Here is a 22695-nt window from a genome sequence, read left to right on the forward strand (position 1 = left end):
GTCGATATTCGCCTGACGAACTCATGTGCTGGTGGCGCCTTCTGCTACTTGCTGATCAAAAGCCTAGGACGATCTTCACCGTGCGGTCAATGGGGCCCATGAACATTTCCGAGGAAAGCGAATTCCGGGCATGACGGAATTCCATAGGGCCGGATGGCGTGAATTTCGCCGTAAAAGGGAGGCGAAAGGTGAAGGCGGCGCGAAGGCAGGAGCGGGAGCGGGGAGGGGCGAGGCGGGGCAGGAGAACGGGAGCGCCGGAGCGAGAGGCCCCGGGTCAGCCGATCTGGCGGTTGCGGCCCGCGAGCAGGCCGGCGCCGATCTGGACCAGGGTGAGCAGCATGATGAAGACCAGCGGCACCCGCCAGCCGTCGCTGCGGTCGTACAGGACGCCCACGACGACGGGTCCCGGCATCGAGAGCAGATAGCCGAAGCTCTGCACGAACCCGGAGAGCCGGACCACGGTGGCGCTGTCCCGGCCGCGCATGCTGATCATCGTCAGGGCCAGGGGGAAGGAACAGTTGGCGACGCCGAGCAGGAACGCCCACAGCCAGGGCGCGTCGGCGGGCGCGGCCCACAGGCCCGCGTAGCCGGCCAGTCCGCACAGGCCGATGGCCGCCGCGATCCCGCTCTGGTCGCGCAGTCTCCCGGCGACTGCGGACAGGGCGAAGGACAGGGGGACCCCGAGGAGCGAGGTCCCGGAGAACAGCAGGCCCGCGGTCCCGGCGGACAGTCCGGCGTCCCGGAACATCTGGGGCAGCCAGCCGATGATGATGTAGGCGGAGCTCGCCTGGAGCCCGAAGTAGGCCGTGAGCGCCCAGGCGGTGGGGTCACGGGAGATCCGGCCCCCGGCCGCAGCATCCGCCGCCGCACCCCTCGCCGCCGCATCCGCCGACCGCTGTGCCGCGTCCCGGGCCGGCCCGTGGTGGCGGGCGAGGGCGAGCCAGGGAGGGACGGCCACGGCGGCCAGGACCGCCCAGGCCCCGAGGCCGTACCGCCAGTCGCCGCCGAACGCCTCGGTCAGCGGAACGGTGACGGCGGCGGCGCTGGAGGCGCCGACGTTCAACGCCATGGAGTACAGCCCGGTCATCGCGCCCACCCGGTCGGGGAAGCGCTGCTTGACGACGGCCGGGAGCAGCACGTTGGCGATGGCGATGCCCGCCAGCGACAGGGCGGTCAGGACGACGAACAGGACGGTGCCGGCGGCGAACGGCCGCAGCGCGAGGCCGACCGTCAGCACCGCCGCGCCGGCCGCGATGGCGCCGCTCGCCCCGTACCGCCGGGCGAGCGCGGGGGCCGTCGAGCCGATCAGCGCGAAGCAGACGGCGGGGATGGAGGTCAGCAGTCCGGCGACCGTGCCGCTCATGGCGAGGGTGTCGCGGACCTCTTCGAGGACGGGCCCGAGGCTGGTGACCCCCGGGCGCAGGTTCAGCGCCGCGAGTACGAGGGCCACCACCGTCAGCCGGCGCGTCCCCCGGGAAGTGCTGAGGGAAGCTGCCTGGCCGGTGCGCGAGACGCGGTTCTTGAGCTCATCCTTCGGCATGGACCTCATCGTAGACTCATCCCATGACTCGATGTCTAGTGTTTTCGTCATCCAGTTGTAGGACGACTTTTACGCGGAGTCGTAGGATGAGTGCTGACATAGACTGACGGGATGAATCTGGATCCCGTTCGTCGAGAAGCGCTCTCGGACAAGGTGATCGCCCAGCTGCGGCGGCAGATCACCTCCGGAGCCTGGCCGGTGGGCTCACGCATCCCCACCGAGACGGAGCTGGTCGAGCAGCTCGGAGTGGCCCGCAACACGGTGCGTGAGGCGATCAGGGCCCTGGCGCACACGGGTCTGCTGGACATCCGCCATGGCTCCGGCTCCTATGTGCGGGCGACCAGCGAACTCGCCGGCATGATGCGGACGCGCTTCGCGAAGGCCCACACCGATGACGTCGCCGAGGTGCGCGGCGCCCTGGAGATCCGTGCCGCGCGGCTGGCCTCCGCGCGCCGTACGCCAGAGGACCTGGAGCGGCTCGACGCGCTGCTGGTCCAGCGGGAACAGGCCTGGTCGGCCGGTGACCGGGTCGGCTTCGTCAACGCGGACGTGGCGTTTCACCTGGCCGTCGTCTCGGCGTCCCACAACACGGTCCTGGCCGAGCTGCACGCGGACCTCGGCGAGGTGATCCGGGACTCGCTCCTGGACCACTTCGGCGACGCGTTGCGCCCCGAGCAGTTCCAGGACCACGCCCGTCTCGTCGACGCCATCCGCGCCCGCGACAGCGACAAGGCGGCGTACGAGTCCGGCTCCTACATGGACTGCGCTCCCACACAGTCCGGCGAATAGACGCGGCCTACGCTCGGCGCATGAGCGAACTGACCTCTTTCACGCACGAGTTCGACGGTGAGCGACTCAGCGGCGTCCACGGCGGCGGTGAGGCTGACGGCGGTGGTCCGGGGGGCGCCACCGCCGTCGTGCTGCACGGTGCGGGCAACGGCAGCAAGGAGCGACTGCTGCCGCTGGTCCGGGAGTTCGCGGCCCAGGGGCGCCGTGTCCTCGCCTTCGACTTCTCCGGGCACGGCGAAAGCAGCGGCGCGCTAGGGGAGTTGAGCCTGCGCCGACGCTTCGAGCAGGCGGTCTCGGTGATCGACGCGCGCGTTCCGGCGCCCGCACCGCTGGCGCTCGTCGGGTTCAGCATGAGCGGACAGACGGTGGCCGACCTCGCCGCGTATTACGGCCCCCGGGTGACGGCCCTGGGGCTGTGCTCGCCCGCGGTGTACGCGGCGCAGGCGTGGGAGGCGCCGTTCGGGCGGGGGGACGGGGAGTTCAGCGCGATCATCCGACGGCCCGGGAGCTGGCGGGAGGCGCCCGCGCTCGGCGTGCTGCGGGCGTACGAGGGACGGGCGGTGCTCGCCGTGCCGGGCGCCGACGCGGTGATCCCGCCGGAGGTGACCGCGGCCGTCCAGGACGCGCTCGCCGCCCGCGCCCGGTACACGAGGTTCGAACTCCCCGACGCGGGCCACCGTCTGGGACTGTGGTTCCACGACCATGCCGACGACCGGCGGGAGTTCGTGACGCCCCTGCTGAAGCAGCCGCAACCGACGCGGAGTTGACCTCAGACTCCCGGCGTGGCCGTCACCACCCGCGCGTCGATCGCCGCGGCCAGCGCCGTCTGGTCGGCGACGGTCTGGGTGGCGTAGGCGAGGGCGAAGTCGGCGACGGCGCGTTCGAAGGTGTCGGAGCCGCCCAGGTAGCCGGCGATGGCCAGACGGTCGCCGGAACGGGCGTGCGCGCGGGCCAGGGCGGTGCCGCACAGCCGGGCGTAGATCAGGAGGTCGGCCGGGGACATCCCGGCGACGTCGGCGGAGCCCTTCATGTCACGCAGTTGGCGCCAGTAGAAGGCGCGGCCCTGCGGACCGGTCATCCAGCCGAGGAAGATGTCGCTGGCGGCCTGCAGCAGCCGCTGCCCGGTGACGACCCGGTGACCGGGATGGACGTAGGGCCCGGTCGGCAGGTGTTCCTCCAGGACGGACGCGCGGGCCTCCTTGACCTGCAGGAACAGCGGATCGTCGGTGTCGCGGCCGGTGAGCAGCACGACGAAGCAGCGCATGCCGACGCTGCCGACCCCGACGACCTTGCGGGCGGCGTCGACGAAGTGGTAGCGGTCCAGCAGCGCGCGGCGCTCCTCGGCGAGGGTGGACCGGTAGTCGCTGAAGATCTTCCGCAGGGAGGCGCCGTCGGAGGCGCCGGCCGGTTCGAGCAGCGGCGGGTCCTGGATGAGGCGGCGGCGCCCGTCGACGACCTCGGTGAGCTTGTCGAGGGCCTGCAGGCTGGTGCGGCGGCGGGCCCGGGTGAGGCTCGCCTCGACCCTTCTGCGCCGTCGGGCGGAGCGCAGCAGGGGCGCCAGCTGGTCGGCCTCGATGCGCTCGTGCCAGACGGCGAGCTCGCCGAGCCGGGACAGCCGCCGTATGCCGGTGCGGTAGGCGGCCACGGCCTCCAGGGCGGCCCGGTGCACCTTGGTCTCGGGGTGGCCGTTCTCGCGGGCGGCCGTGGCGACGGAGGCGGCGAGCCGTTTGACGTCCCACTCGAAGGGGCCGGGGAACGTCTCGTCGAAGTCGTTGAGGTCGAAGAGCAGCGCCCGTTCCGGGGAGGCGTACACCCCGAAGTTGAGCAGGTGCGCGTCCCCGCACAGCTGGACGGTCAGGCCGGTGTGCGGCTGTGCCGCCAGGTCGGCGGCCATGACGGCGGCCGAGCCGCGCAGGAAGGCGAGGGGCGAGTCGGCCATCCGCCCGTAGCGGACCGGCAGCAGCTCGGGCAGCCGGTCCCGGCCCTGCCGCTCCAGCACGGCGACGGGGTCGGGCCGGTCGACGGGCGGGAGCCAGGCGGCGTGGGCGGAACGGGAGACGCGTCCGCGGGCGTCCCTGCCGCGCCGGGCACGCTCGGCGGGGGCGGTCATCCGGGTCTCCTGCTCATCGCGCCTGCCTCCCGGTCGTCACAGTGCCTGCGGCTTCCTGCTTCGCAGTGAAGGCCGGGAGGGAGGCGCCCGCATGTCGGGTACGGCGAACGGGTGACGACGGCGACGGGCCCGACTGTCAGTGGCGTCGGGCAGGATGCGGACAGGGACTGGGTCGTGTCCGCAAAGTCCCGCCCGGCTCGCGACGCCCGGCACGCACGCTCGCCGCGTTGTGACGCCGCGAGCCCTGCCCTCCGGGCAGCCGGCGCTCCTTTGCGGACACGACCTGGTGCCGGAAGCGGACAGCGACGAGGGGTGGAGGCCGGATGGGTGACGGGCTGCGGTACATCGGGGTGGCGGAGCGGCGGGCCAGACTGGCTCTACGGCACCGGCTGGCCCCCGGGGCGCGGGTCGCGACGCCCGAGGCGGTGGCCGACGCGCTCGTCGCCCTGCACGGCTCGGACCCGGCGACGGTGTATCTGGCGGTCGGCGCCCGCCTCGCCGACGCGGCGGCGCCCGTGCCGGACACGGACCGGGCGCTGTACGTGGACCGGAGCCTGGTGCGCATGCACGGGATGCGGCACACGGTCTTCGTGTTCCCGACGGAGTTGACGGCCGTCGTGCACGCATCGACCGGTCTCGCGGTGGCCGCCCGGGAGCGGGCCTCGCTGGTGAAGGACATGGCGAAGGCCGGCGCGCCGGACGCGGCCTGGCTGAAAGAGGTCGAGGAGTCGGCGCTGGCCGCCCTGGCCCGGCTCGGCCAGGCGACGGCGGCCGAGCTGTCCCGTGAGGAGCCGCGCCTGCGGGAGCAGTTCGTCTACGCGTCGGGGAAGAGCTACGAGGGCGTGCACACCGTGGTGACGCGGCTGCTGAGGGTGCTGGGCGTCGAGGGCAAGGTGGTCAGGGGACGCCCCCTGGGCTCGTGGACGTCGAGCCAGTTCCGCTGGGCCGTGGCCCCCGAGCACCCCGAACTCCCGGTGGCGGACGCCCAGTCGGAGCTGCTGAGACACTGGCTGACGGCATGCGGCCCGGCCACGGAGGCGGACCTCAAGTGGTGGACGGGCTGGCGGGTCACGGACGTCCGGCGGGCGCTGACGGCGATCGGTGCGCGGGCGGTGACCCTGGACGCGGGCACGGGGTACGTCGTCGACGGGGACGAGGAGCCGGTGACCGGCGCCGGGGAACCGTGGGCGGCCCTGCTGCCCGCCCTCGACCCGACCGCGATGGGCTGGCAGGGCCGGGACTGGTACCTCGCGCCGGAGCTGCGCCCCGCCCTGTTCGACTACAGCGGGAACGTGGGGCCGACGGTGTGGTGGAACGGCCGGGTGGTGGGAGCTTGGGCCCAGCGCCCCGACGGGCAGATCGCGTGGCGGATCCTGGACGAGGAGGGCGTGGGCGGCGAGGCGAAGGCGGCGATCGAGGCGGAGGCGGAGCGGTTGGGGGCGTGGCTGGGGGCGACCCGGGTGACCCCGAGGTTCCGGACGCCGGTGGAGAAGGAGTTGGCGGGGCAGCCGGCGGGGTAGGCGGCGGAGCAGACGCCGAGGCAGCCGGCGAGGCAGCCGGCGGAGCAGCCGCCGAGGCAGCCGGCGAGGCAGCCGGCGGAGCAGCCGCCGAGGCAGCCGCCGAGGCAGTCGCCGAGGCAGCCGGCGGAGCAGTCGCCGAGGCAGTCGGCGAGGCAGCCGCCGAGGCAGTCGGCGGAGCAGCCGCCGAGGCAGCCGCCGGGGCAGTCGGCGGGGCGGCTTCCAGGGCCGCGCCGGGGCAGTCGGCGGAGCAGCCGCCGAGGCAGCCGCCGGAGCAGTCGGCGGGGCGGCTTCCAGGGCCGCGCCGGGACCGGGCGCCGTCATGAGCGGCGGCGCCCGGCGCCCGTCTCACCGCGAGTAACGCAACAGCGCCCGCACCATGTGGCACGTCGTGTCCGACGGCGGGTGAACGCCGATCAGCTGCGCCGTGCTGCGGATCTTCTCGTTGCGGGCCTGGTTGGGCATGTAGACCCCCAGGTCGAGCAGGGCGATGGCAAGACGCATCGCCTTGAGGCGGCGGTTGTGCATGACGTACCAGTCGCGCGGACGCCCCGGCGGCAACGGCCGCTTCTCGACGGGCACATAGGGCAGATCGAGCTGGACGGGACGCTTCGCGGTGGACTGGGTCGGCAACGGCTTCGGCTTCAGTGCGGCAGCGGGCACAGGCATCCTCCTGTCGCGGTCAGGGTCCGACCGGCGCCTCCGGCGAACCCTCGAACACTGCTTCTATTCTACTGCCCACCACTGACAAACGCCCCTGATCACAAGGGCTTTCGGCGACCGAGACAGCTACCGTGTGACGCATGGAAATCTGGATCAACCCCGCCTGTTCCAAGTGCCGCAGCGCCCTCACCCTCCTCGACGCCGAGGGCGCCGACTACACCGTCCGCCGCTATCTGGAGGACGTGCCGAGCGAGGACGAGATCAGGGACGTGCTCGACCGCCTCGGCCTGGAACCCTGGGACATCACCCGCACCCAGGAGGCCGCCGCCGCGGAACTCGGCCTGAAGGACTGGGCGCGGGACGCGAGCGCCCGCGGACGCTGGATCACCGCGCTCGCCGCACACCCCAAGCTCATCCAGCGCCCGATCATCACGGCCGACGACGGCACCGCACTGGTGGCCCGCACGGACGAGGCCGTTCGGGACGCCCTGTCCCGTTAGCCGGTTAGTCGACGCTTCGTCGGTTAGTCAGTGGTTCGTCGGTTAGTCAACGGTTCGTCGGGCGACGGGAGTCGAGGCGTTCCACGCTGTTACCCTCCGCCGCCATGACCTTCGGTGATCAAGGATTCCCGTACGGGCCGCCGGACCCGTACGCCCAGTTCATGGCCGAGCAGGAGCGGATACGCAGGCGTCGGCGGACCCGGCGCACGGCGGTCGCGGGGACCGGCGTCGTCCTCGTCGCCGCCATCGCCGCCGGCGCCGCACTGATCGCGGACGGAGACGGCGGCGGGGACCGGAACGACGTGAGCCGGGCCGCCTCCGCTCCCCCGGCGGCCGGCGCGCCCTCCGTGAACGTCACCCTCCCCTCCGACGCCCCGAGTTCGCTCCCCTCCCTGCTCGCCCGCCCGATCATCCGGCCGGAGCAGGCGTTCCCCTCGACGGGCGTCCGGCTGAAGGACGGCTCCCGGTTCACGCGCGTCGATCTGGCCACCACCACCGACTGCGCCCGGGGCATGTCGCCCGAGCTGGCCCAGCTGATCGAACAGGGCGAGCCCTGCTCCCGGTTGACGGCGGCCCTGTTCACGGACGCCGACCGGCGCTCACAGGTGACGGTCACGGTGCTCAGCTTCGCGCGGGTCGAGGACGCCTCGCGGGTCTTCGCGATGACCTCGATGGACCCGGTGACGTATCAGGTGGTCTCACTCGATCCGCCCCCGGAGGCCGGTCTGCCGACGGTGCCGCCGGGCTCGGCCGGGGTCTTCCGACGGGTGATGACCGTCCGCTCGGTGGTGTTCGCGAACGGGCAGTGGGGCGACGGCGCGGAGACCGGGGAGGCCGAACTCACCGCCCAGACGGAGGGGTTGCTCCGACACGTCAACGACACGGTCGTGGCGTACGAGGACGGCAAGGGCGGAAGGGGGTGACCGCGGCACGCCCCGCACATCCCGTGACGCACGTCACTTTCACTGACTCCTGTAACCGCTGAGTAACCGCGTTCGGTATCTCGTACATAGCGGCGTACGCTCCCCAACCTCTCAGGAGGCGCGCATGTCGCGTAGGAGAAGTCCCGGCACGAAGAAGAAGATCGCGCTGCTGGTGGGCGCGGTGGCGGTGGCGGGAGGCGGCGCCTTCCTCATGGCGAGCACCTCGAACGCCGCGCAGACCCCGCAGAACGCGAAGCCCCTGGCCGCCGCGGACTCCAACGTCTGCCAGGGGCTCGCCACCGCCCTCGGCAACAACCAGAAGTTCATCGACGGGCAACGGGCCGCTCCCGACGCCCAGTCGGCGGCCCGGATCGCCAACCGCGAGGCGGTCATCGCGCAGATCAAGGTTCAGCAGCAGGCGTCCGGTTGCGCCGTTGGGGAGTCGGCTCAGGACTCCCAGACGACGCAGCCTTCGTCGGCGGCCTCCGCCCCCGCGGGAAACACCGGAAACGGAAGCACCGGCAACGCCGGTACTGCGGGAAACACCGGCAGCGCGGGAAACGGCGGTGCCGCCGCCTCGGGCCGGCAGGTCTGCAACGGGTCCACGGTCACCCTCTCCGGAGAGGGCGGTGCCCCGGCCGCGTCGAGTGACCGGTTCCCGGCGGGGACCAAGCTGAAGGTCACCAACCTCGACAACGGCAAGTCCACCACCGTCGAGGTGACCTCGGTCTCCGGCAGCTGCGCCCTGCTCAACAACGCGGCCTTCGAACAGGTCCGTGAGCCCGGAAAGTTCCTCATCCGCCGGGCCGTGATCGAGAAGGTGGGGTGAGCCTCGGGAACGAAGAAACCCACTGAGGCGCCGGCCCACACCGGAGACTCACCCCGGCCGTCGCCTCGTACGTGTCACAGGTCCTGCTGCTCGCGGCCACGAGCAGCAGGACCTGCACGTCCCGGGGCCGAGCGGTGAGCCGGACCACGGCGAGCCGCACCACAGTGAGCCGCACCACAGAACCACCCAGGTAACACGGGGTTCACATTCGAGCAATGATCGGGAAATCGCCTGTTGACAAGCTGCCGGGCAAACAGGCGGCGCCCCAGTGCCGCAGCGCCGCAGCACCCGCAAGTGCGTCAGACACACCCCCGAAGGAAGTGGCCCGTGACCTTCAAGGCTGAGTACATCTGGATCGACGGCACCCAGCCGACCGCCAAGCTCCGCTCCAAGACCAAGATCATCGCGGGTGAGCCCGCCGGTCTGGACGCGCTGCCGATCTGGGGCTTCGACGGGTCCTCCACGAACCAGGCCGAAGGCCACTCCTCGGACCGTGTCCTCAAGCCGGTCTTCACCTGCCCCGACCCGATCCGCGGCGGCGACGACGTCCTCGTCATGTGCGAGGTCCTCAACATCGACATGACGCCGCACGAGTCCAACACCCGAGCCGCGCTGGTCGAGGTCGCCGAGAAGTTCGGCTCCCAGGAGCCGATCTTCGGCATCGAGCAGGAGTACACGTTCTTCCAGGACGGCTACCCGCTCGGCTTCCCCAAGGGCGGCTTCCCGGCCCCGCAGGGCGGCTACTACTGCGGCGTCGGCGCCGACGAGATCTTCGGCCGTGAGGTCGTCGAGGCGCACCTGGACAACTGCCTCGCCGCCGGTCTCGCGATCTCCGGCATCAACGCCGAGGTCATGCCCGGCCAGTGGGAGTTCCAGGTCGGCCCGGTCTCCCCGCTGGAGGTCTCCGACCACCTGTGGGTGGCCCGCTGGCTGCTCTACCGCACCGCCGAGGACTTCGGCATCTCCGCCACCCTCGACCCGAAGCCGGTCAAGGGCGACTGGAACGGCGCCGGCGCGCACACCAACTTCTCCACGAAGGCGATGCGCGAGGGCTACGACGCGATCATCACCGCGTGCGAGTCGCTCGGCGAGGGCTCGAAGCCGCTCGACCACGTCAAGAACTACGGCGCCGGCATCGACGACCGTCTGACGGGTCTGCACGAGACCGCCCCGTGGAACGAGTACTCCTACGGTGTCTCCAACCGTGGCGCCTCGGTCCGTATCCCGTGGCAGGTCGAGAAGGACGGCAAGGGCTACATCGAGGACCGCCGTCCGAACGCCAACGTCGACCCGTACCTGGTGACGCGTCTGATCGTCGACACCTGCTGCTCGGCGCTGGAGAAGGCCGGCCAGGTCTGATCCCCGGCTTTTCCCTGACAGGGGCGCTCACCTTCACGGTGGGCGCCCCTGCTGCGTATCGTGCGCTGCCATGGGGAGCGACGGGGCAGAGCGGCCGGGATCGGTGTACGCGTTCGGACTGGCGCGGGACGTGCCCGCCCTGATGCGGGCGTTGGAGTCCGGCGACACGGCCGAACGCGAGGAGGCGTTGGACTGGCTGGGCTCCGCGATCTGGCGCGGTGAGGAGGAGTTCCACACGGCCACCGCCCGCGCCGTGCCCCGGCTGGCCCGGCTCGCCGTGGAGCTGCCCGGGCACCGGACCGGCCTGCTGGAACTGCTGGGCGACCTCGCGAGAAGTGCCGAGTGGCACGACGGGCGGGAACCGGTCCGGCAGACCGTGGCGGAGGCGCTGCCGCCCCTGCTCCCTTTCGCGCACGACGCCGACACGGACGTACGCAGCGCCATGGTGCTGCTGATCGCCGGGTGCGGCCGGGAGCACGCCCCGCCACTGCTGCCGCTGCTGCGGACCCGGCTCGCCGAGGAGAGCGACCCGCTGGTGCGAGGCCGGGTGGTGACGGCGCTCGCAGTGCTGGAGGACGGTGACGACGGCCGGCTGAACGAGCTGCTGACCGATCCCGAGCCCCGGGTCGTGCTCGCCGCGGCCGAGAACCTGCTGCGCACCGCCGAGCTCCCCCTGCCCGGCGCGCTGGTGGACCACTGCGCGCGGGCGTACGCGGCCGACCCGCACGAGCCGGAGAGGGTCTTGTGGCCCGAGCCCCACAAGCTGTTCACCGACCGGCTGCTGGAGGACCCGGAGGCCGCGCTGCGGGCCCTCGCCGGGGGCGTGCCGCTCGCCCTGGAGATCGCCGACCACTGGCGCGACCGCGAGGCCGACGTGCTGCCCTGGGCGCTGCGCGACATGGAGGGCGAGGCATGGGAGCTGTACCAGCTGGCGCAGCTGACCTGCGCGCTGCCACCCGACCTGCACGCGCGCGTGCGCGCGCACGTACTGCCGTACCTGGCCGCCGACGACCCGGCGGTACGCGCGGCGGCGATCACCGCACTCGCCCCCGCGCAGGAGCCGACGGCCGTCGAAGAGGCCGTGCGGCTCGTCGAGGAGGCACCCGGCCCGTACGACACCGTCCGCGCCGTCACCGCCGTGGCCGACGCGTTCGGGGCACAGGCTCTGCCCGTCGCGCGGGCAGTGGCCCGGCAGTGGAACGGCGCCCACCCGGAGCTGGTCAAGGTGCTGACGCGGTTCCCCGACATGGCGGCGGACGTCGTCGAGGAGCTCACCGAGTTGCTGGCCCGCACCGGCACCGGATACCCGCCGGTGGCGGTGGCCGTGCTGGGGCGGCTGGGCCCCGCCGCCGGCGACGTGGCCGAGCGGGCGCTGCGAGCCTGCGTGATCGAGCGCGAGCACTCCTCGGTCTCGGCGGTCGCCGCGGTGGCCCACCACCGGGTCGGCGGCGACCCCGGCCTGGCCCTGTCCTTCTTCCGGCAGGAGATGAGCGCCGGGTTCGTGGGCCAGGTGATGGACTGGGCCGGTGAACTCGGTCCCGCGGCCGCGCCGTTGCTGCCGTTCATCGAGCCTCGCCTCGCCGCCGACGGCTCGGCCGTCGCCGCCCTGGCCGTCTGGCGCATCACCGGCCGCACGCAGGACACCCTGGACCCCGTGGCCCGGGAGGCGGTCAAGTGGGGGAGGCTCTACGCCGGACTGCCCCACCCCGTGGTGACGCTCACGCAGATGGGGCTCGTACCCCGCTTCGCCGTGGAGCCGCTGCGGCAAGGGGCCGAGGCGTCCCGGCGGCTCGTCCGCGACGGCATGTCCGGCTGGGCCCTGCATCCGGACTACGTCGTCCGCGACGCCGTCCGCGAGCTCCTCGCGACCGCCCGGGTCGTCGACTGACGTCGACCGACGTCGATTTCACACCAGGGAAGCGTCCCAAGCTGTGAGAGGAGGCTCCTGCAACGGGCGGGTGTCTGCTTCAATGGGGCCATGGCCAGCTTCCAGAAGTACACCGCGACGGGTCGCCATGACCTCGAGCCGTTCTGGCCTTCCCGTCAGCACCACGACTTCGACCGGGTGTGTTGCCGCGCGACGAACGCGTCGGCCCTCTAAAGCCGTACACCCCGGCCTTCGGCCGACGCGAGACGACGTACGTCCTTCCCGACGAACCCTCGCGCGAAAGAGCTGACCTCTCATGGCGACCACTCGTTCTCTCTCCTCCGCCGCCCTCCCCTCCCCCGTCTCCTCTGTCTCCCCCGTCCAGAACGCCTCCCGGCACCGACTGCGGGCCGTCGATCCGGACGAGGTGGTGCAGGTCGCGGATCTCCTGCCGCCCGGCGCCACCTGGCTGCCGGCGCCGCAGCACACCCTGCCCAGTCTGCCCGGCCGGCCGCCGATGGTCGGCTACCTGGTGCTGATCCCGGCGGACCAGCAGCAGCCGTTCCAGCCGGTCCCGGTACCGGCGCCCGCGCCGGAGACGGACGCCGGCGAACCCCTCGTACGGATCGACTCCGTGCAGCGCACCGCCGAGGTGGACGGGCGGCAACTCGACCTCACCTACCTGGAGTTCGAGCTGCTCGCGCACCTGGTGGCCCACCCGAACCGGGTGCACACCCGCGACCAGCTCGTCACCACGGTGTGGGGCTACGGCCACGTCGGTGACGGCCGCACGGTCGACGTCCACATCGCCCGGCTGCGCCGCAAGCTGGGCGCGCAGCACCGCCAGTCGATCCAGACGGTGCGCCGGGTCGGCTACAAGTTCACCCCGCCGACCGGACGCTGACCCGCTCTGCCCTCGGGCGCCGCTGGGGTGTACCTGGCACCACCTTCCGACCCGGGGCTTCGGGCCAGTGACCGGCGGCCCGCGGCTCGGACAGACTGCCGTCATGAACACCAACACGAAGAGCGACGGCGGAGGTTCGAGGGCACGGGGGATGATCCTCGCCGCCGGACGGGGGCTCGTGCTGGCCGTGGTGTCGCTGCCGTCGGCCGTCCTGGGCTTCGTCCTGTCCCTCGTCTCGATGGCGCTGATACCGATCGGGGTCGGGCTCGTCACCACACCCTGGGCAGTGAAGGGGGTACGCGCCTACGCCGACCGGCGGCGGGCGCTCGCCGAACGGTGGGGCGGGGTGCGCATCGCGTCGGCCTACCGGCCGCTGCCCGACACCGCCAACCCGTGGACGCGCACCACCGCCCTGTTGCGGGATCCGGCGACCTGGCGGGACCTGAAGTGGCTGCCGGTGGACATGACGGCCGGGTTCGTGACCGCGCTCGCGCCCGCCGTCCTGGTCCTCTACCCGCTGGAGGGGTTCGCGCTGGCGGCCGGGCTGTGGCGGGTGGAGGACGCCTCCGACGGTCCTTACTGGTACACCTTCGTGCCGGTCAGCGGGCAGCTCTCCGCGTTCGCCGCCGCCGCTCTGGGCGCGGTCATCCTCGTCTTCGCCCATCGGTACGCCGTGAGCGCGTTCCAGGGGCACTTCCGCCTCACCCGAGCCATGCTGACCCCGACGCAGGCCGAACTCGCCGAGCGCGTAAGGGTGTTGACCGAGACGCGGCGGGACGCCGTGGACACCTCCGCCGCCGAGCTGCGGCGCATCGAGCGGGACCTGCACGACGGCGCCCAGGCCCGACTGGTCGCGATGGGCATGGACCTCGGCACCGTGGAGATGCTCCTCGACAAGAACCCGGAGAAAGCCAGGGAGCTGCTCGCGCAGGCCCGTCAGTCGTCCGCCGAGGCGCTCGCCGAACTGCGCGACCTGGTGCGCGGCATCCACCCGCCGGTGCTGGCCGAGCGCGGACTGGGCGACGCCGTACGGGCGTTGGCGCTGCGGCTGCCCCTCGCGACGGAGGTGACCGTGGAACTCCCGGGCCGGGCCGAGGCGCCCGTGGAGTCGGCGGCCTACTTCGCGGTGAGCGAGGTGCTCACCAACGCGGTCAAGCACTCCGGCGCCGACCGGATCTGGATCGACCTCCACCACGCGGACGGCTGTCTGCGGATCTCCGTCACCGACAACGGCAAGGGCGGAGCGGTTCTCGGGTCCGGTTCGGGCCTGCCCGGCATCGAGCGGCGACTGGGTACATTCGACGGCGTCCTGGCCGTCAGCTCCCCTGCCGGCGGTCCCACCATGGTGACCATGGAGATGCCTTGCGTGTTGTCCTAGCCGAGGACCTCTTCCTGCTGCGGGACGGTCTCGTCCGGCTGCTGGAGGCCTACGACTTCGAGATCGCCGCCGCCGTCGAGAGCGGGCCCGAACTGGAGCGGGCCCTCGCCGAACTGGAGCCGGACGTCGCCGTCGTCGACGTCCGGCTCCCGCCCACGCACACCGACGAGGGCCTGCAGTGCGCCTTGGCGGCCCGCCGCAAGAAGCCGGGGCTGCCGGTGCTGGTCCTCTCCCAGCATGTCGAGCAGCTGTACGCGCGCGAGCTGCTCGCCGACGGCAGCGGCGCAGTCGGCTATCTGCTGAAGGACCGGGTGTTCGACGCGGAGCAGTTCGTGGACGCCGTACGGCGGGTCGCGGCGGGCGGTACGGCGATGGACCCCCAGGTGATCCAGCAGCTGCTGGCCCGGCGTTCGGGCGACGGGCTGGAGCCGGTGGACCGGCTCACTCCACGCGAACGGGAGGTCATGGAACTGATGGCGCAGGGCCGGTCGAACGCGGCGATCGCCGCCAAACTGGTCGTCACCGAGCGGGCCGTCGCCAAGCACACCGCCAACATTTTCCTGAAGCTGGGTTTGGAGGTCTCGGACGACGACAACCGCAGGGTACTGGCGGTGCTGGCCTATCTGGACCGGGACCGGTGAGCATCGCAACTGGTGTGCGCTGTGGGGGCGTTGGGGGCGGTTTGTCGTACGGACCTCTCATCAATTTCTGAGAAGGCTGAACACCTCTGGGGCGACGTTCGTAAGTGAGGGGGCAGCTTCACTCCTGTCGGGCGCCTCGGTGCTGCCCCGCAAGGAAGTCAGAGGAGTTCAGATGGGACGCAACACACGTAAACGCCGTTCGTCGATGGCTACCAAGGCCATGGCAGCATCGGCGGCCCTAGCGCTCGGCGGGGGCGGGCTGATCTGGGCGAACTTCTACGCCTCGGCAGACGATTCGAACAACTCGGGTCAGAACTCGACCTATGCCGCCACCGCGGCTGCGCAGGTCGCCACGATCTCCTGCCCCGATGTGGGGCAGAAGCTGACGAACGTTCCTGACCGGGCCAAGCAGGGCGTCGCGACCGAGCTCGCGAACCTCGACAAGCAGATCACCGAGGCCTACGCCCGGCTCGCCTCCACGCGCCAGGCCCAGGCGGGCGACTCCGGGTTCGTGCAGAACGCGATCACCGGCCCTCTCAAGGAGAAGCGGGCCGCCACGATCGACCGGATCCGGATCGACATCCAGCGCGTCGGCGGCCAGTTCAACAACCAGCTGAGCCAGCTCGCGGCCTGCACCACGCAGCAGGCGAACACCAACGCCGGCCAGAACAACGGCGGTCAGCAGAACGGCGGCGGCCAGCAGCAGAACGGCGGCCAGCAGCAAAACGGTGGCCAGCAGCAGAACGGCGGCCAGAACAACGGCGGCCAGCAGAACGGCGGCCAGAACAACGGCGGCAACGGCCAGCAGCAGAACGGCCAGGGCGGCAACGGCCCGGTCGCCGCGGACTTCGTGGACATCACGAAGGTCCAGGGCAACGCGCAGCTGGGCGTGGGTCAGAACGGTCTGCCCGCGAACGGCAACAGCGGTTCCAGGGGCACCTTCACCTCGAACTGCGGCACCAACCAGAACAAGAACCACAACACCGACAACGTGATCGTCGCCCCCGGTGTCGCCAACGGCGCCCACCACCTGCACGACTACGTCGGCAACCAGAACAACGACGCCTTCGCGAGCGACCAGGAACTGGCCGGGGCCGGGACCAGCTGCCAGAACCAGGGCGACAAGTCCTCGTACTTCTGGCCGGTCATCCGTGTCCAGGACGGCACGCAGGACTTCGACCAGAACAACGACGGCGGCGGCAAGGAGGGCAACGTCGGCAAGATCCTGCTGCCGGCCCAGGCCCAGCTGAAGTTCGTCGGCAACAAGAAGGGCAACGTCGTCGCGATGCCGACGGCCCTGCGCATCATCACCGGCGACGCCAAGGCCTTCGTCAACGGCAAGGCCAACGCCAACGTGAACTGGAGCTGCACCGGCTTCGAGAACAAGGTGCAGCTGAAGGACCAGTACCCGATCTGCCCGCAGGGCAGCCAGGTCGTCCGTACGACCAACTTCCAGAGCTGCTGGGACGGCAAGAACATCGACAGCGCGAACCACCGCACCCACGTGGCGTTCGCTCAGGCCGACGGCAGCTGCGCCAATGGTTTCAAGGCGATCCCGCAGCTCCAGGTCCGGCTGGTCTACAACGTTCCGGCCCCGAAGCTCCAGAACGGCACGGTGGTGAACCCGTACGCGGTGGACACCTTCCCGGAGAACCTGCACAAGCCGATCACCGACCACAACGACTTCATCAACTTCTTCTCCACGAACCTGATGAACAAGATGGTCAACTGCATCAACAGCGGCCAGAAGTGCAAGTAACACACTGAAAGGCCGGCGGTGAGGTTTCCTCACCGCCGGCCTTTGTGCTGTCCGCGTTACCGCGTTCAGTGACCGGAGTGCGTCGCACCGTCCGAGGCCTCGTGGGAGCCGTGCGCGGAGTGGTCCGTGCCCTCCTCGATGTCCCCGCCGAGCGTCTTGCGCAGCGTCGTCACGGTGCTGGTCTGCTCGCCCACGGCGACCCACTTGCGGCCGACCAGGTAGTGACCGCCGTAGTCCTTGGCCCCGTTGATCCACTCGCGCTGGCCGCGGTCGGTGGCGAACGTCAGCAGGATGAACTTTCCGGCGTCGTTCTTGCAGAGCGCCTGGCGCAGTTCGTCGGCGTCGGTCTGCATGTCGGGCGTGCACTTCACCTCCGATGCGATGTGCTCCAGGCTGCCGGTCGCCGTCTCCGGAACGGCGGCCTCCTCCTTGCCGCCGGAAGCGCATCCCGCCAGCAGCAGCGCCGCCGCGGCGGCCGCCGCGGCGAACATGGGTCGGGTCACCTTCATCTGTTCCTCCCTGCAAGAGCCTCGCTCTGGATACGGCTCCCGCGCGCGGTCCGCTCAAAATACCGGCGCTTCGCCCTGCACGCCTGTGCGAAGGTGGGCCGGTGAACCAAGACTGGGAAGATCGCGTGACCGCCGCCTGGGCCGCCTTCGACGACTACCCCGAGGAGAGGGCGGCGGACTTCCGGGCCGTCGTCGACGCCCTCGTCGCCGAACTCCCCGAGGACAGCCCGCTGGGCCTGTTCGAGCGGGCCTGCGCCTGGGACTCGACCGGCCACAGCGACAAGGCGGCGCCCCTCTACCGGGAGGCGATCGCCCGCGGTCTGAGCGACGTGAGCGGTTACAAGGGCCGTCGGGCGAAGATCCAGCTCTCCAGTTCCCTGCGCAACGTCGGACAGGCCGAGGAGGGCGTCAAGCTCCTCACGCCCGAACTGGACGGCCCCTCCGACGAGTTGGACGACGCCGTGCGCGCCACCCTGGCACTGTGCCTGTCGAGCGTGGGCCGCGACCGCGAAGGCCTGTCCCTGGTCCTCGGCGCGCTCGCACCCCATCTGCCGCGCTACCAGCGTTCGATGGCGAACTACGCGAAGGCGCTCGTGGAGGGCTGAGCCGACCGGCGGTGACCATCCACTGGATCGCTCGTTCTGCTGGACGTGCAGTCACAGGATGTCGCCCCGCGCCCCGCACCCGGTTCCGCCACCGACCTGACCGTCGACGTCGAGCAGGCCGAGGCCGCGCTCGTCGAGCACTACCCGCGTCTGGTCCGGCTCGCCTATCTGGTGCTGCCGCCCGGCCTCGGCCGCGGTCGACGCGTTCTGACCGCCCACGCCCTCGCCCAGCGCGCCCTGCCCCGGCGCCGCGCCTGCGCCCCCGTCATCCCGACCCAGTCCACCGGCCGCGACGGCGACCCCGGGTACGCCTACGTCCGCCTCCAGGTGGTGCGTACGGCGCTGGAGGCGGGGCTGCCGCTGAGGCTGCGGGCATGGCCGAAGCGCGCGCAACTCCCGCCGCTGCTCCCCCAGGTGTGGGGCCTGCGGCTCTTCCCGCGCTCCGGCGGCGCCGACGAACTCGCCCTGGACCAGCGCCTGTCCGCCCTGTCGGGCCCGGCCCGGGCCGCCTATGTCCTGCACGGCCTGGAGAAGCTCCCCGACGACGATGTGCGCGAGGTACTGACCGGGGCCGGCGTCGAGGACGTGGAGGCGGCCCTGCGCGAGGCCGGCCAGGTTCCCGCCGCGCAGTACGCGCTGCTCGACTCCCCCGAGTTCGACGCCTGCTCGCTGCAGGCCCGCCCCACCGATCTGATGCGCCGCCGCCAGCACACCAGGGCGGCGCTCGCCGCCGCGGCGGCCCTCGCGGTGTGCGGCGCCCTGGTCGCGCTGCCCGGCGGCGACTGGGGACCCGACGGGGCGGCCGCCCCGGTGTACGCACAGAACCCGGCCGCCGAGGCCGCACTCGACCCCGGGCGGCTGGTGAAGGTCTCCCCCGCCGCCTGGAAGGCGTCCGCGCGCACCGACTTCTCGGCCTGGCCCGCGCGCGGCCCGCTCACCGGCGACACCGCGCTGCTGCGCCGCGCCCTCGCCGTCTGGGCCCGCCCCGGCGAGAAGGTCCGCCTCTCCGCCACCCCGGACACCCCCTTCGGCGGCCCCGCCGGACCGCCGCAGCTCCTCTACGCCGGCGACGTCGACAACGCGCGCGTGGTGATCCTCTACGACGGTCTGCGCATCGCCCGCTACGCCGAGCCGAAGGACGGCACGGCCGGAGCGGCCCTGGACTTCGCGCGGGTCGACGGCGCGACCGGCGCCGAGGCGAGCGCGCTGGTGCTGGAGAGGGCCGACGGCAACGTCCGCTATCTGACGGCCCCCTGGGTGACGAAGGCCGGCGAGCGGGACCTGTCGAAGCCGGGCGCCGGGGTGATGGAGCTGACGCTGACGGACGGGATCACCTCGCCGCTGGCCAGTCCGGCCACCCAGACCGGCACGTGCACGACGTGGAACGTGCTCCAGCTGAAGGACGCCATCGGCGCCCACCTCCTCAGCGACCTCGGCGAACTCGTCCCCGCCCGCCTCACCGCCGGCCGCCCGGCCGCGCCCGAGGAGGCGACGGACACGGAGGCGCTGCGGACCTGGGCGCCGTATGCCTGCTCGCTGGCCGACGCGCGCGGACAGGGCGTGCGGACGGTCAACGCGTGGGCGTACACCCGGCAGAAGCTGCCCGACGCGAGCGAGGAAGGGTCGGCGGCCTGGGTGTGCACCCGCGCCGAGACCTGGCGGGGCGACGGGAGCCGGGTGCTGGCCCAGTTCCACACGCCGGGCGGGCTGTTCGGGGCGGCCGTGGCGAAGGCCGTGGACGTACCGGCGTGCGGGCCGCGCGACCCGCATGTGCTGGCCGGGGTGCTGTGGAAGTCGAAGCGCGGCGACTGGTACCTGCTCGCGGCCGGCGACAAGGACACGGCGTTCATCCGCTCCACGGGCGGGGTGCACGGGTCCGGGCAGGGCAACCACCTGACGGTCCCGGCGGAGCAGGGCGCCCAGGCCGGCCTGGAGGGCAGGCTGACCGACGGACGGTCGATCAGCGGCCTGCGCTGACGCGGAGCGCGAAAGGCGACGGATCAGGGTGAACACCTGGGCCGGTCCCGTCCGTTCGGGGCCGGATTCGATCGGTAAGGTGTTCGCATGACTACCGGGGTTCGTCGCAGAATGGGAGTCGAGGAACGTCGGCAGCAGTTGATCGGCGTCGCCCTCGAACTGTTCGCCCAGCGTTCGCCCGACGAGGTCTCCATCGACGAGATAGCCGCGGCCGCGGGCATCTCGCGCCCCCTCGTCTACCACTACTTCCCCGGCAAACTCAGCCTGTACGAGGCCGCGTTGAAGCGGGCGTCGGAGGATCTGGCGGGCCGGTTCGCCGAGCCGCACGAAGGGCCGCTCGGCGCCCGGCTGCTCCGGGTGATGCGCCGGTTCTTCGACTTCGTCGACGCGCACGGGCCGGGCTTCTCCGCCCTGATGCGCGGCGGCCCGGCGGTCGGCTCCTCGACGACGAACGCGCTCGTCGACTCCGTACGCCAGGTCGCCTACGAGCAGATCCTGTCGCATCTGGCCATCACCGATCCGCCGCCGCGCCTCGAACTGATCGTCCGCTCATGGATCTCGCTCGCCGAGTCGACCGCGCTGATCTGGCTGGACGGGCGGCGCATCCCGCGCGAGGAACTGGAGATCCAGCTCGTGCACGACTTCGCCGCGCTGACCGCCGTCAGCGCCGCCTACGACGACGAGATGCGCACGCTGCTGCGCCCCGTGCTGGGCGGCGAGCCGGCCGACGGCCCCTTCGGCGACCTGGTCACCCGGCTCATCGCCCTCGCCTCCTGAGTCAGCTGAATCAGCCGAGTCAGCTTTCGTACTTGCGGTAGGACGGGTCGAGGTCACGGACCTCGGCGGAGGCGTGCAGCACGAAACCGTCGCCCGTCACATGCCCGCGCAGCAGCTCCAGCACGGTCTCGGTCAGCTTCGTCTTCGTCTCGTCGGTGCGGCCGGCCAGCAGCCCGAGGGTGACGTGGACGATCGCGTGCCCCAGCTCCTCGGGCTCGTCGTAGCCGAACGCCGTGAAGGGGGCGGGACGGAACAGGGTCTTGCAGGCCTCCGGCTTGGCGGCCGCGATCTCGACCACCGAGGTGTGCAGGGCCCGCGCGAAACCGGCCAGGTCGAAGGCGGGCCCCATCGTGGCCGAGTAGTCGACGGTGATCTGCGGCATGAACACTCCCGGGCTAGGACGAAAACTGGGCTCAGCCTAAGCCGTCAGCCGCAGCGCCAGCATGGCGATGTCGTCGTCACGGTCGTGTCCGAAGTGGGTGAGGAGGGTGTCGCAGAGGGCGTCCAGGCCCGGCATGGCGCCGGTGGCGGCCGCGCGGAGGTGTTCCATCGACACCGCGAGATCGGTGCCCCGGGTCTCGATCAGACCATCGGTGACCATGAGGAGCCGGTCGGTGGGCTCCAGGAACAGTTCGGTGGGCGCCGGGCGGGGCACGCCCAGGCCGAGCAGCGGCCCGGCCGCCTTGGCGTAGTCGGCGCTGCGGTTGTCCCGCACGATCAGCGGCGGGAGGTGGCCCGCGTTGGCGATGCGGGCCCGCCCGGTGCCGGGGTCGATCAGCACCAGGCAGACCGTCGCCGTGACCTCGGGGTGGTAGCGCTGAAGCATCCGGTCGAGGCGCTCGGCGAGCACGGCCGGGTCGCTCTCGTCGACGCAGTAGGCGCGCAGCGCGTGCCGGATCTCCACCATCACGGTGGCCGCCTCCAGCGAGTGCCCGACGACGTCGCCGACCGCGGCCAGCACCCCGTCCTCGGTGCGCAGGGCGGCGTAGAAGTCGCCGCCGATCTCGGTCTCCCGGGACGCGGGCACATAGCGGACGACGACGTCGACGCCCGGCAGCCGGTGCGGCTGCGGCAGGAAGCTGTGCTGCAGGGTGAGGGCGACATGCCGCTCGACCTGGTACATGAGCAGCGGCTCGGCGGCGAGGACGGCGGCCTGCGCGAGCCGGGCCAGCAGGGACTCGTGCTCGGGGTCCACCCGGCGGACCTCGCGGGTGGGCGTGGCCAGACACACCGACGCCCGGCCGTCCTGGGTGGGGATCAGCACCAGCCGGGCGTCGTGCTGCACCCCCGGCCGGAAGAACCCGGCGGGCCACAGCGGCGCGGCCACCGTGGTGATCCGCACGCCCGCCTGCCCATGGGCGAGGCGACGCAGCAGGGCGACCACAGCCCGGTGGGCGCCCGCGTCCGGCAGCGCGAGCGAGGTGCGGTTCCGGGAGGTCCCGCGGTACAGGTCGTCGTCCGGTCCGAGGACGAAGGCGGCGGCGGGCGTGCCGGTGAGCCGTGCGGCGCCCTCGGCGGCGGCGTCGGCGAGTTCCTGCGGGGAACGCGCCGCCTGGATGGTGACGATCGTCTCCGACAGCGACGCCAGCCGCCGCGCCGCCGCCTGGTCGTCGGCCCGCAGCCGCGCGGCCCGCACCGCTGCCCGGACCACCGCGTCGATCTCCTCGGGCGCGGCGGGCATCTCCAGATGGGCCTCGCCGCCCGCCTCCACGCCCTCGGCGCGGTCGCCCGGGGCCGCCTCGCCCGCCGAGAAGTGCACGACCGGCAGCCCGGCCATGTGCGGCCGGGCCTTGAGCCGACGGCACAGCTCGAAGCCGCTCATGTCCGGCAGCCCGACGTCGACGAAGGCCACGTCCGGCAGAGCGCCCTTGCGCAGCCGTACGTCCAGCTCGACGAGCGCCTCGGCGCCGGTGCCGACCGCGACGACCTGGTGGCCCGCCCGGCGCAGCACGGCGCCCAGGGCGAACCGCCCCGCCGCCGTCGGGTCCACGACGAGCACGGTCGCGTCGGTCCGTCTGCCGCTGACGTCCATGTGCCAACCCCGGACT

Annotated in this window: 21 protein-coding genes; 15 read left to right on the plus strand and 6 right to left on the minus strand. The window is 72.1% G+C overall.

Annotated features, from left to right (window positions below; all coding sequences use genetic code 11):
- Window positions 1–274 precede the first annotated feature (274 nt).
- Window positions 275–1540, minus strand: a complete 1266-nt coding sequence (locus ACIBAF_RS01290) for a CynX/NimT family MFS transporter (RefSeq protein ID WP_399461012.1) — start codon at window positions 1538–1540, stop codon at window positions 275–277.
- A gap of 111 nt (window positions 1541–1651) precedes the next feature.
- Here ACIBAF_RS01290 and ACIBAF_RS01295 point away from each other — a divergent pair, with 111 nt between their 5' ends.
- Entirely contained in the window at window positions 1652–2329 is a 678-nt protein-coding gene (locus ACIBAF_RS01295) for a FadR/GntR family transcriptional regulator (RefSeq protein WP_399461013.1), read from the plus strand.
- 20 nt (window positions 2330–2349) lie between these two features.
- Window positions 2350–3096, plus strand: a complete 747-nt coding sequence (locus ACIBAF_RS01300) for an alpha/beta hydrolase (RefSeq protein WP_399461014.1) — start codon at window positions 2350–2352, stop codon at window positions 3094–3096.
- A gap of 2 nt (window positions 3097–3098) precedes the next feature.
- On the opposite strand, the gene ACIBAF_RS01305 is transcribed toward ACIBAF_RS01300, so the two are convergent.
- Complete coding sequence (locus ACIBAF_RS01305; protein WP_399461015.1) at window positions 3099–4439, minus strand: DUF2252 domain-containing protein; 1341 nt, start codon at window positions 4437–4439, stop codon at window positions 3099–3101.
- Window positions 4440–4762: 323 nt separating this feature from the next.
- Between ACIBAF_RS01305 and ACIBAF_RS01310 the strand changes: the two genes are divergently transcribed.
- The gene (locus ACIBAF_RS01310; protein WP_399461016.1) at window positions 4763–5959 is read left to right on the plus strand and encodes a winged helix DNA-binding domain-containing protein; all 1197 of its coding nucleotides are present in this window, start codon (window positions 4763–4765) and stop codon (window positions 5957–5959) included.
- A gap of 345 nt (window positions 5960–6304) precedes the next feature.
- Here ACIBAF_RS01310 and ACIBAF_RS01315 read toward each other — a convergent pair whose 3' ends face one another.
- Entirely contained in the window at window positions 6305–6619 is a 315-nt protein-coding gene (locus ACIBAF_RS01315) for a hypothetical protein (RefSeq protein WP_334580752.1), read from the minus strand.
- A 140-nt stretch (window positions 6620–6759) separates the two neighbouring features.
- Here ACIBAF_RS01315 and ACIBAF_RS01320 point away from each other — a divergent pair, with 140 nt between their 5' ends.
- The 9 genes from ACIBAF_RS01320 to ACIBAF_RS01360 all read left to right on the plus strand — a co-directional run bounded on the left by ACIBAF_RS01320 (window position 6760) and on the right by ACIBAF_RS01360 (window position 16779).
- Complete coding sequence (locus ACIBAF_RS01320) at window positions 6760–7119, plus strand: arsenate reductase family protein (RefSeq protein ID WP_399461017.1); 360 nt, start codon at window positions 6760–6762, stop codon at window positions 7117–7119.
- A gap of 104 nt (window positions 7120–7223) precedes the next feature.
- Entirely contained in the window at window positions 7224–8042 is an 819-nt protein-coding gene (locus ACIBAF_RS01325) for a hypothetical protein (RefSeq protein ID WP_399461018.1), read from the plus strand.
- Between the two features lie 124 nt (window positions 8043–8166).
- Window positions 8167–8871 (plus strand): hypothetical protein, encoded by a 705-nt coding sequence (locus ACIBAF_RS01330; protein WP_399461019.1) that lies wholly within the window; start codon window positions 8167–8169, stop codon window positions 8869–8871.
- Between the two features lie 327 nt (window positions 8872–9198).
- A complete protein-coding gene (gene glnII / locus ACIBAF_RS01335; protein ID WP_399461020.1) occupies window positions 9199–10230 on the plus strand; it encodes a glutamine synthetase in 1032 nt (343 codons plus the stop codon).
- A gap of 70 nt (window positions 10231–10300) precedes the next feature.
- Entirely contained in the window at window positions 10301–12118 is a 1818-nt protein-coding gene (locus ACIBAF_RS01340; RefSeq protein ID WP_399461021.1) for a HEAT repeat domain-containing protein, read from the plus strand.
- 295 nt (window positions 12119–12413) lie between these two features.
- Window positions 12414–13001 carry a winged helix-turn-helix domain-containing protein gene (locus ACIBAF_RS01345; protein ID WP_399461022.1) on the plus strand — a complete coding sequence of 196 codons (588 nt, stop codon included), beginning with the start codon at window positions 12414–12416 and terminating at the stop codon, window positions 12999–13001.
- 103 nt (window positions 13002–13104) lie between these two features.
- Window positions 13105–14379 (plus strand): sensor histidine kinase, encoded by a 1275-nt coding sequence (locus tag ACIBAF_RS01350; protein WP_399461023.1) that lies wholly within the window; start codon window positions 13105–13107, stop codon window positions 14377–14379.
- A complete protein-coding gene (locus tag ACIBAF_RS01355) occupies window positions 14364–15020 on the plus strand; it encodes a LuxR C-terminal-related transcriptional regulator (RefSeq protein ID WP_399461024.1) in 657 nt (218 codons plus the stop codon). Before ACIBAF_RS01350 ends, ACIBAF_RS01355 begins: the two co-directional genes overlap by 16 nt.
- 172 nt (window positions 15021–15192) lie before the next feature.
- Window positions 15193–16779, plus strand: a complete 1587-nt coding sequence (locus ACIBAF_RS01360) for a DUF1996 domain-containing protein (protein ID WP_399461025.1) — start codon at window positions 15193–15195, stop codon at window positions 16777–16779.
- 65 nt (window positions 16780–16844) lie between these two features.
- Here the strand turns inward: ACIBAF_RS01360 and ACIBAF_RS01365 are convergent, their stop codons facing one another.
- A complete protein-coding gene (locus tag ACIBAF_RS01365) occupies window positions 16845–17288 on the minus strand; it encodes a hypothetical protein (RefSeq protein WP_399461026.1) in 444 nt (147 codons plus the stop codon).
- Window positions 17289–17371: 83 nt separating this feature from the next.
- Between ACIBAF_RS01365 and ACIBAF_RS01370 the strand changes: the two genes are divergently transcribed.
- From ACIBAF_RS01370 to ACIBAF_RS01380, 3 genes are all read left to right on the plus strand, one after another.
- The gene (locus ACIBAF_RS01370; RefSeq protein ID WP_399461326.1) at window positions 17372–17893 is read left to right on the plus strand and encodes a tetratricopeptide repeat protein; all 522 of its coding nucleotides are present in this window, start codon (window positions 17372–17374) and stop codon (window positions 17891–17893) included.
- Window positions 17894–17938: 45 nt separating this feature from the next.
- Window positions 17939–19870, plus strand: coding sequence for a hypothetical protein (locus ACIBAF_RS01375; protein ID WP_399461027.1), 1932 nt, complete (start codon window positions 17939–17941; stop codon window positions 19868–19870).
- Window positions 19871–19957: 87 nt separating this feature from the next.
- Window positions 19958–20647, plus strand: coding sequence for a TetR/AcrR family transcriptional regulator (locus ACIBAF_RS01380; protein WP_399461028.1), 690 nt, complete (start codon window positions 19958–19960; stop codon window positions 20645–20647).
- A gap of 19 nt (window positions 20648–20666) precedes the next feature.
- Here the strand turns inward: ACIBAF_RS01380 and ACIBAF_RS01385 are convergent, their stop codons facing one another.
- Together ACIBAF_RS01385 and ACIBAF_RS01390 are read right to left on the minus strand one after the other, a co-directional pair.
- Window positions 20667–21029, minus strand: a complete 363-nt coding sequence (locus ACIBAF_RS01385) for a 5-carboxymethyl-2-hydroxymuconate Delta-isomerase (RefSeq protein ID WP_399461029.1) — start codon at window positions 21027–21029, stop codon at window positions 20667–20669.
- 36 nt (window positions 21030–21065) lie between these two features.
- Entirely contained in the window at window positions 21066–22679 is a 1614-nt protein-coding gene (locus tag ACIBAF_RS01390; protein ID WP_399461030.1) for a SpoIIE family protein phosphatase, read from the minus strand.
- Window positions 22680–22695 lie beyond the last annotated feature (16 nt).

This window comes from Streptomyces sp. NPDC051677 (genome assembly GCF_044453465.1).
GTDB lineage: Bacteria > Actinomycetota > Actinomycetes > Streptomycetales > Streptomycetaceae > Streptomyces.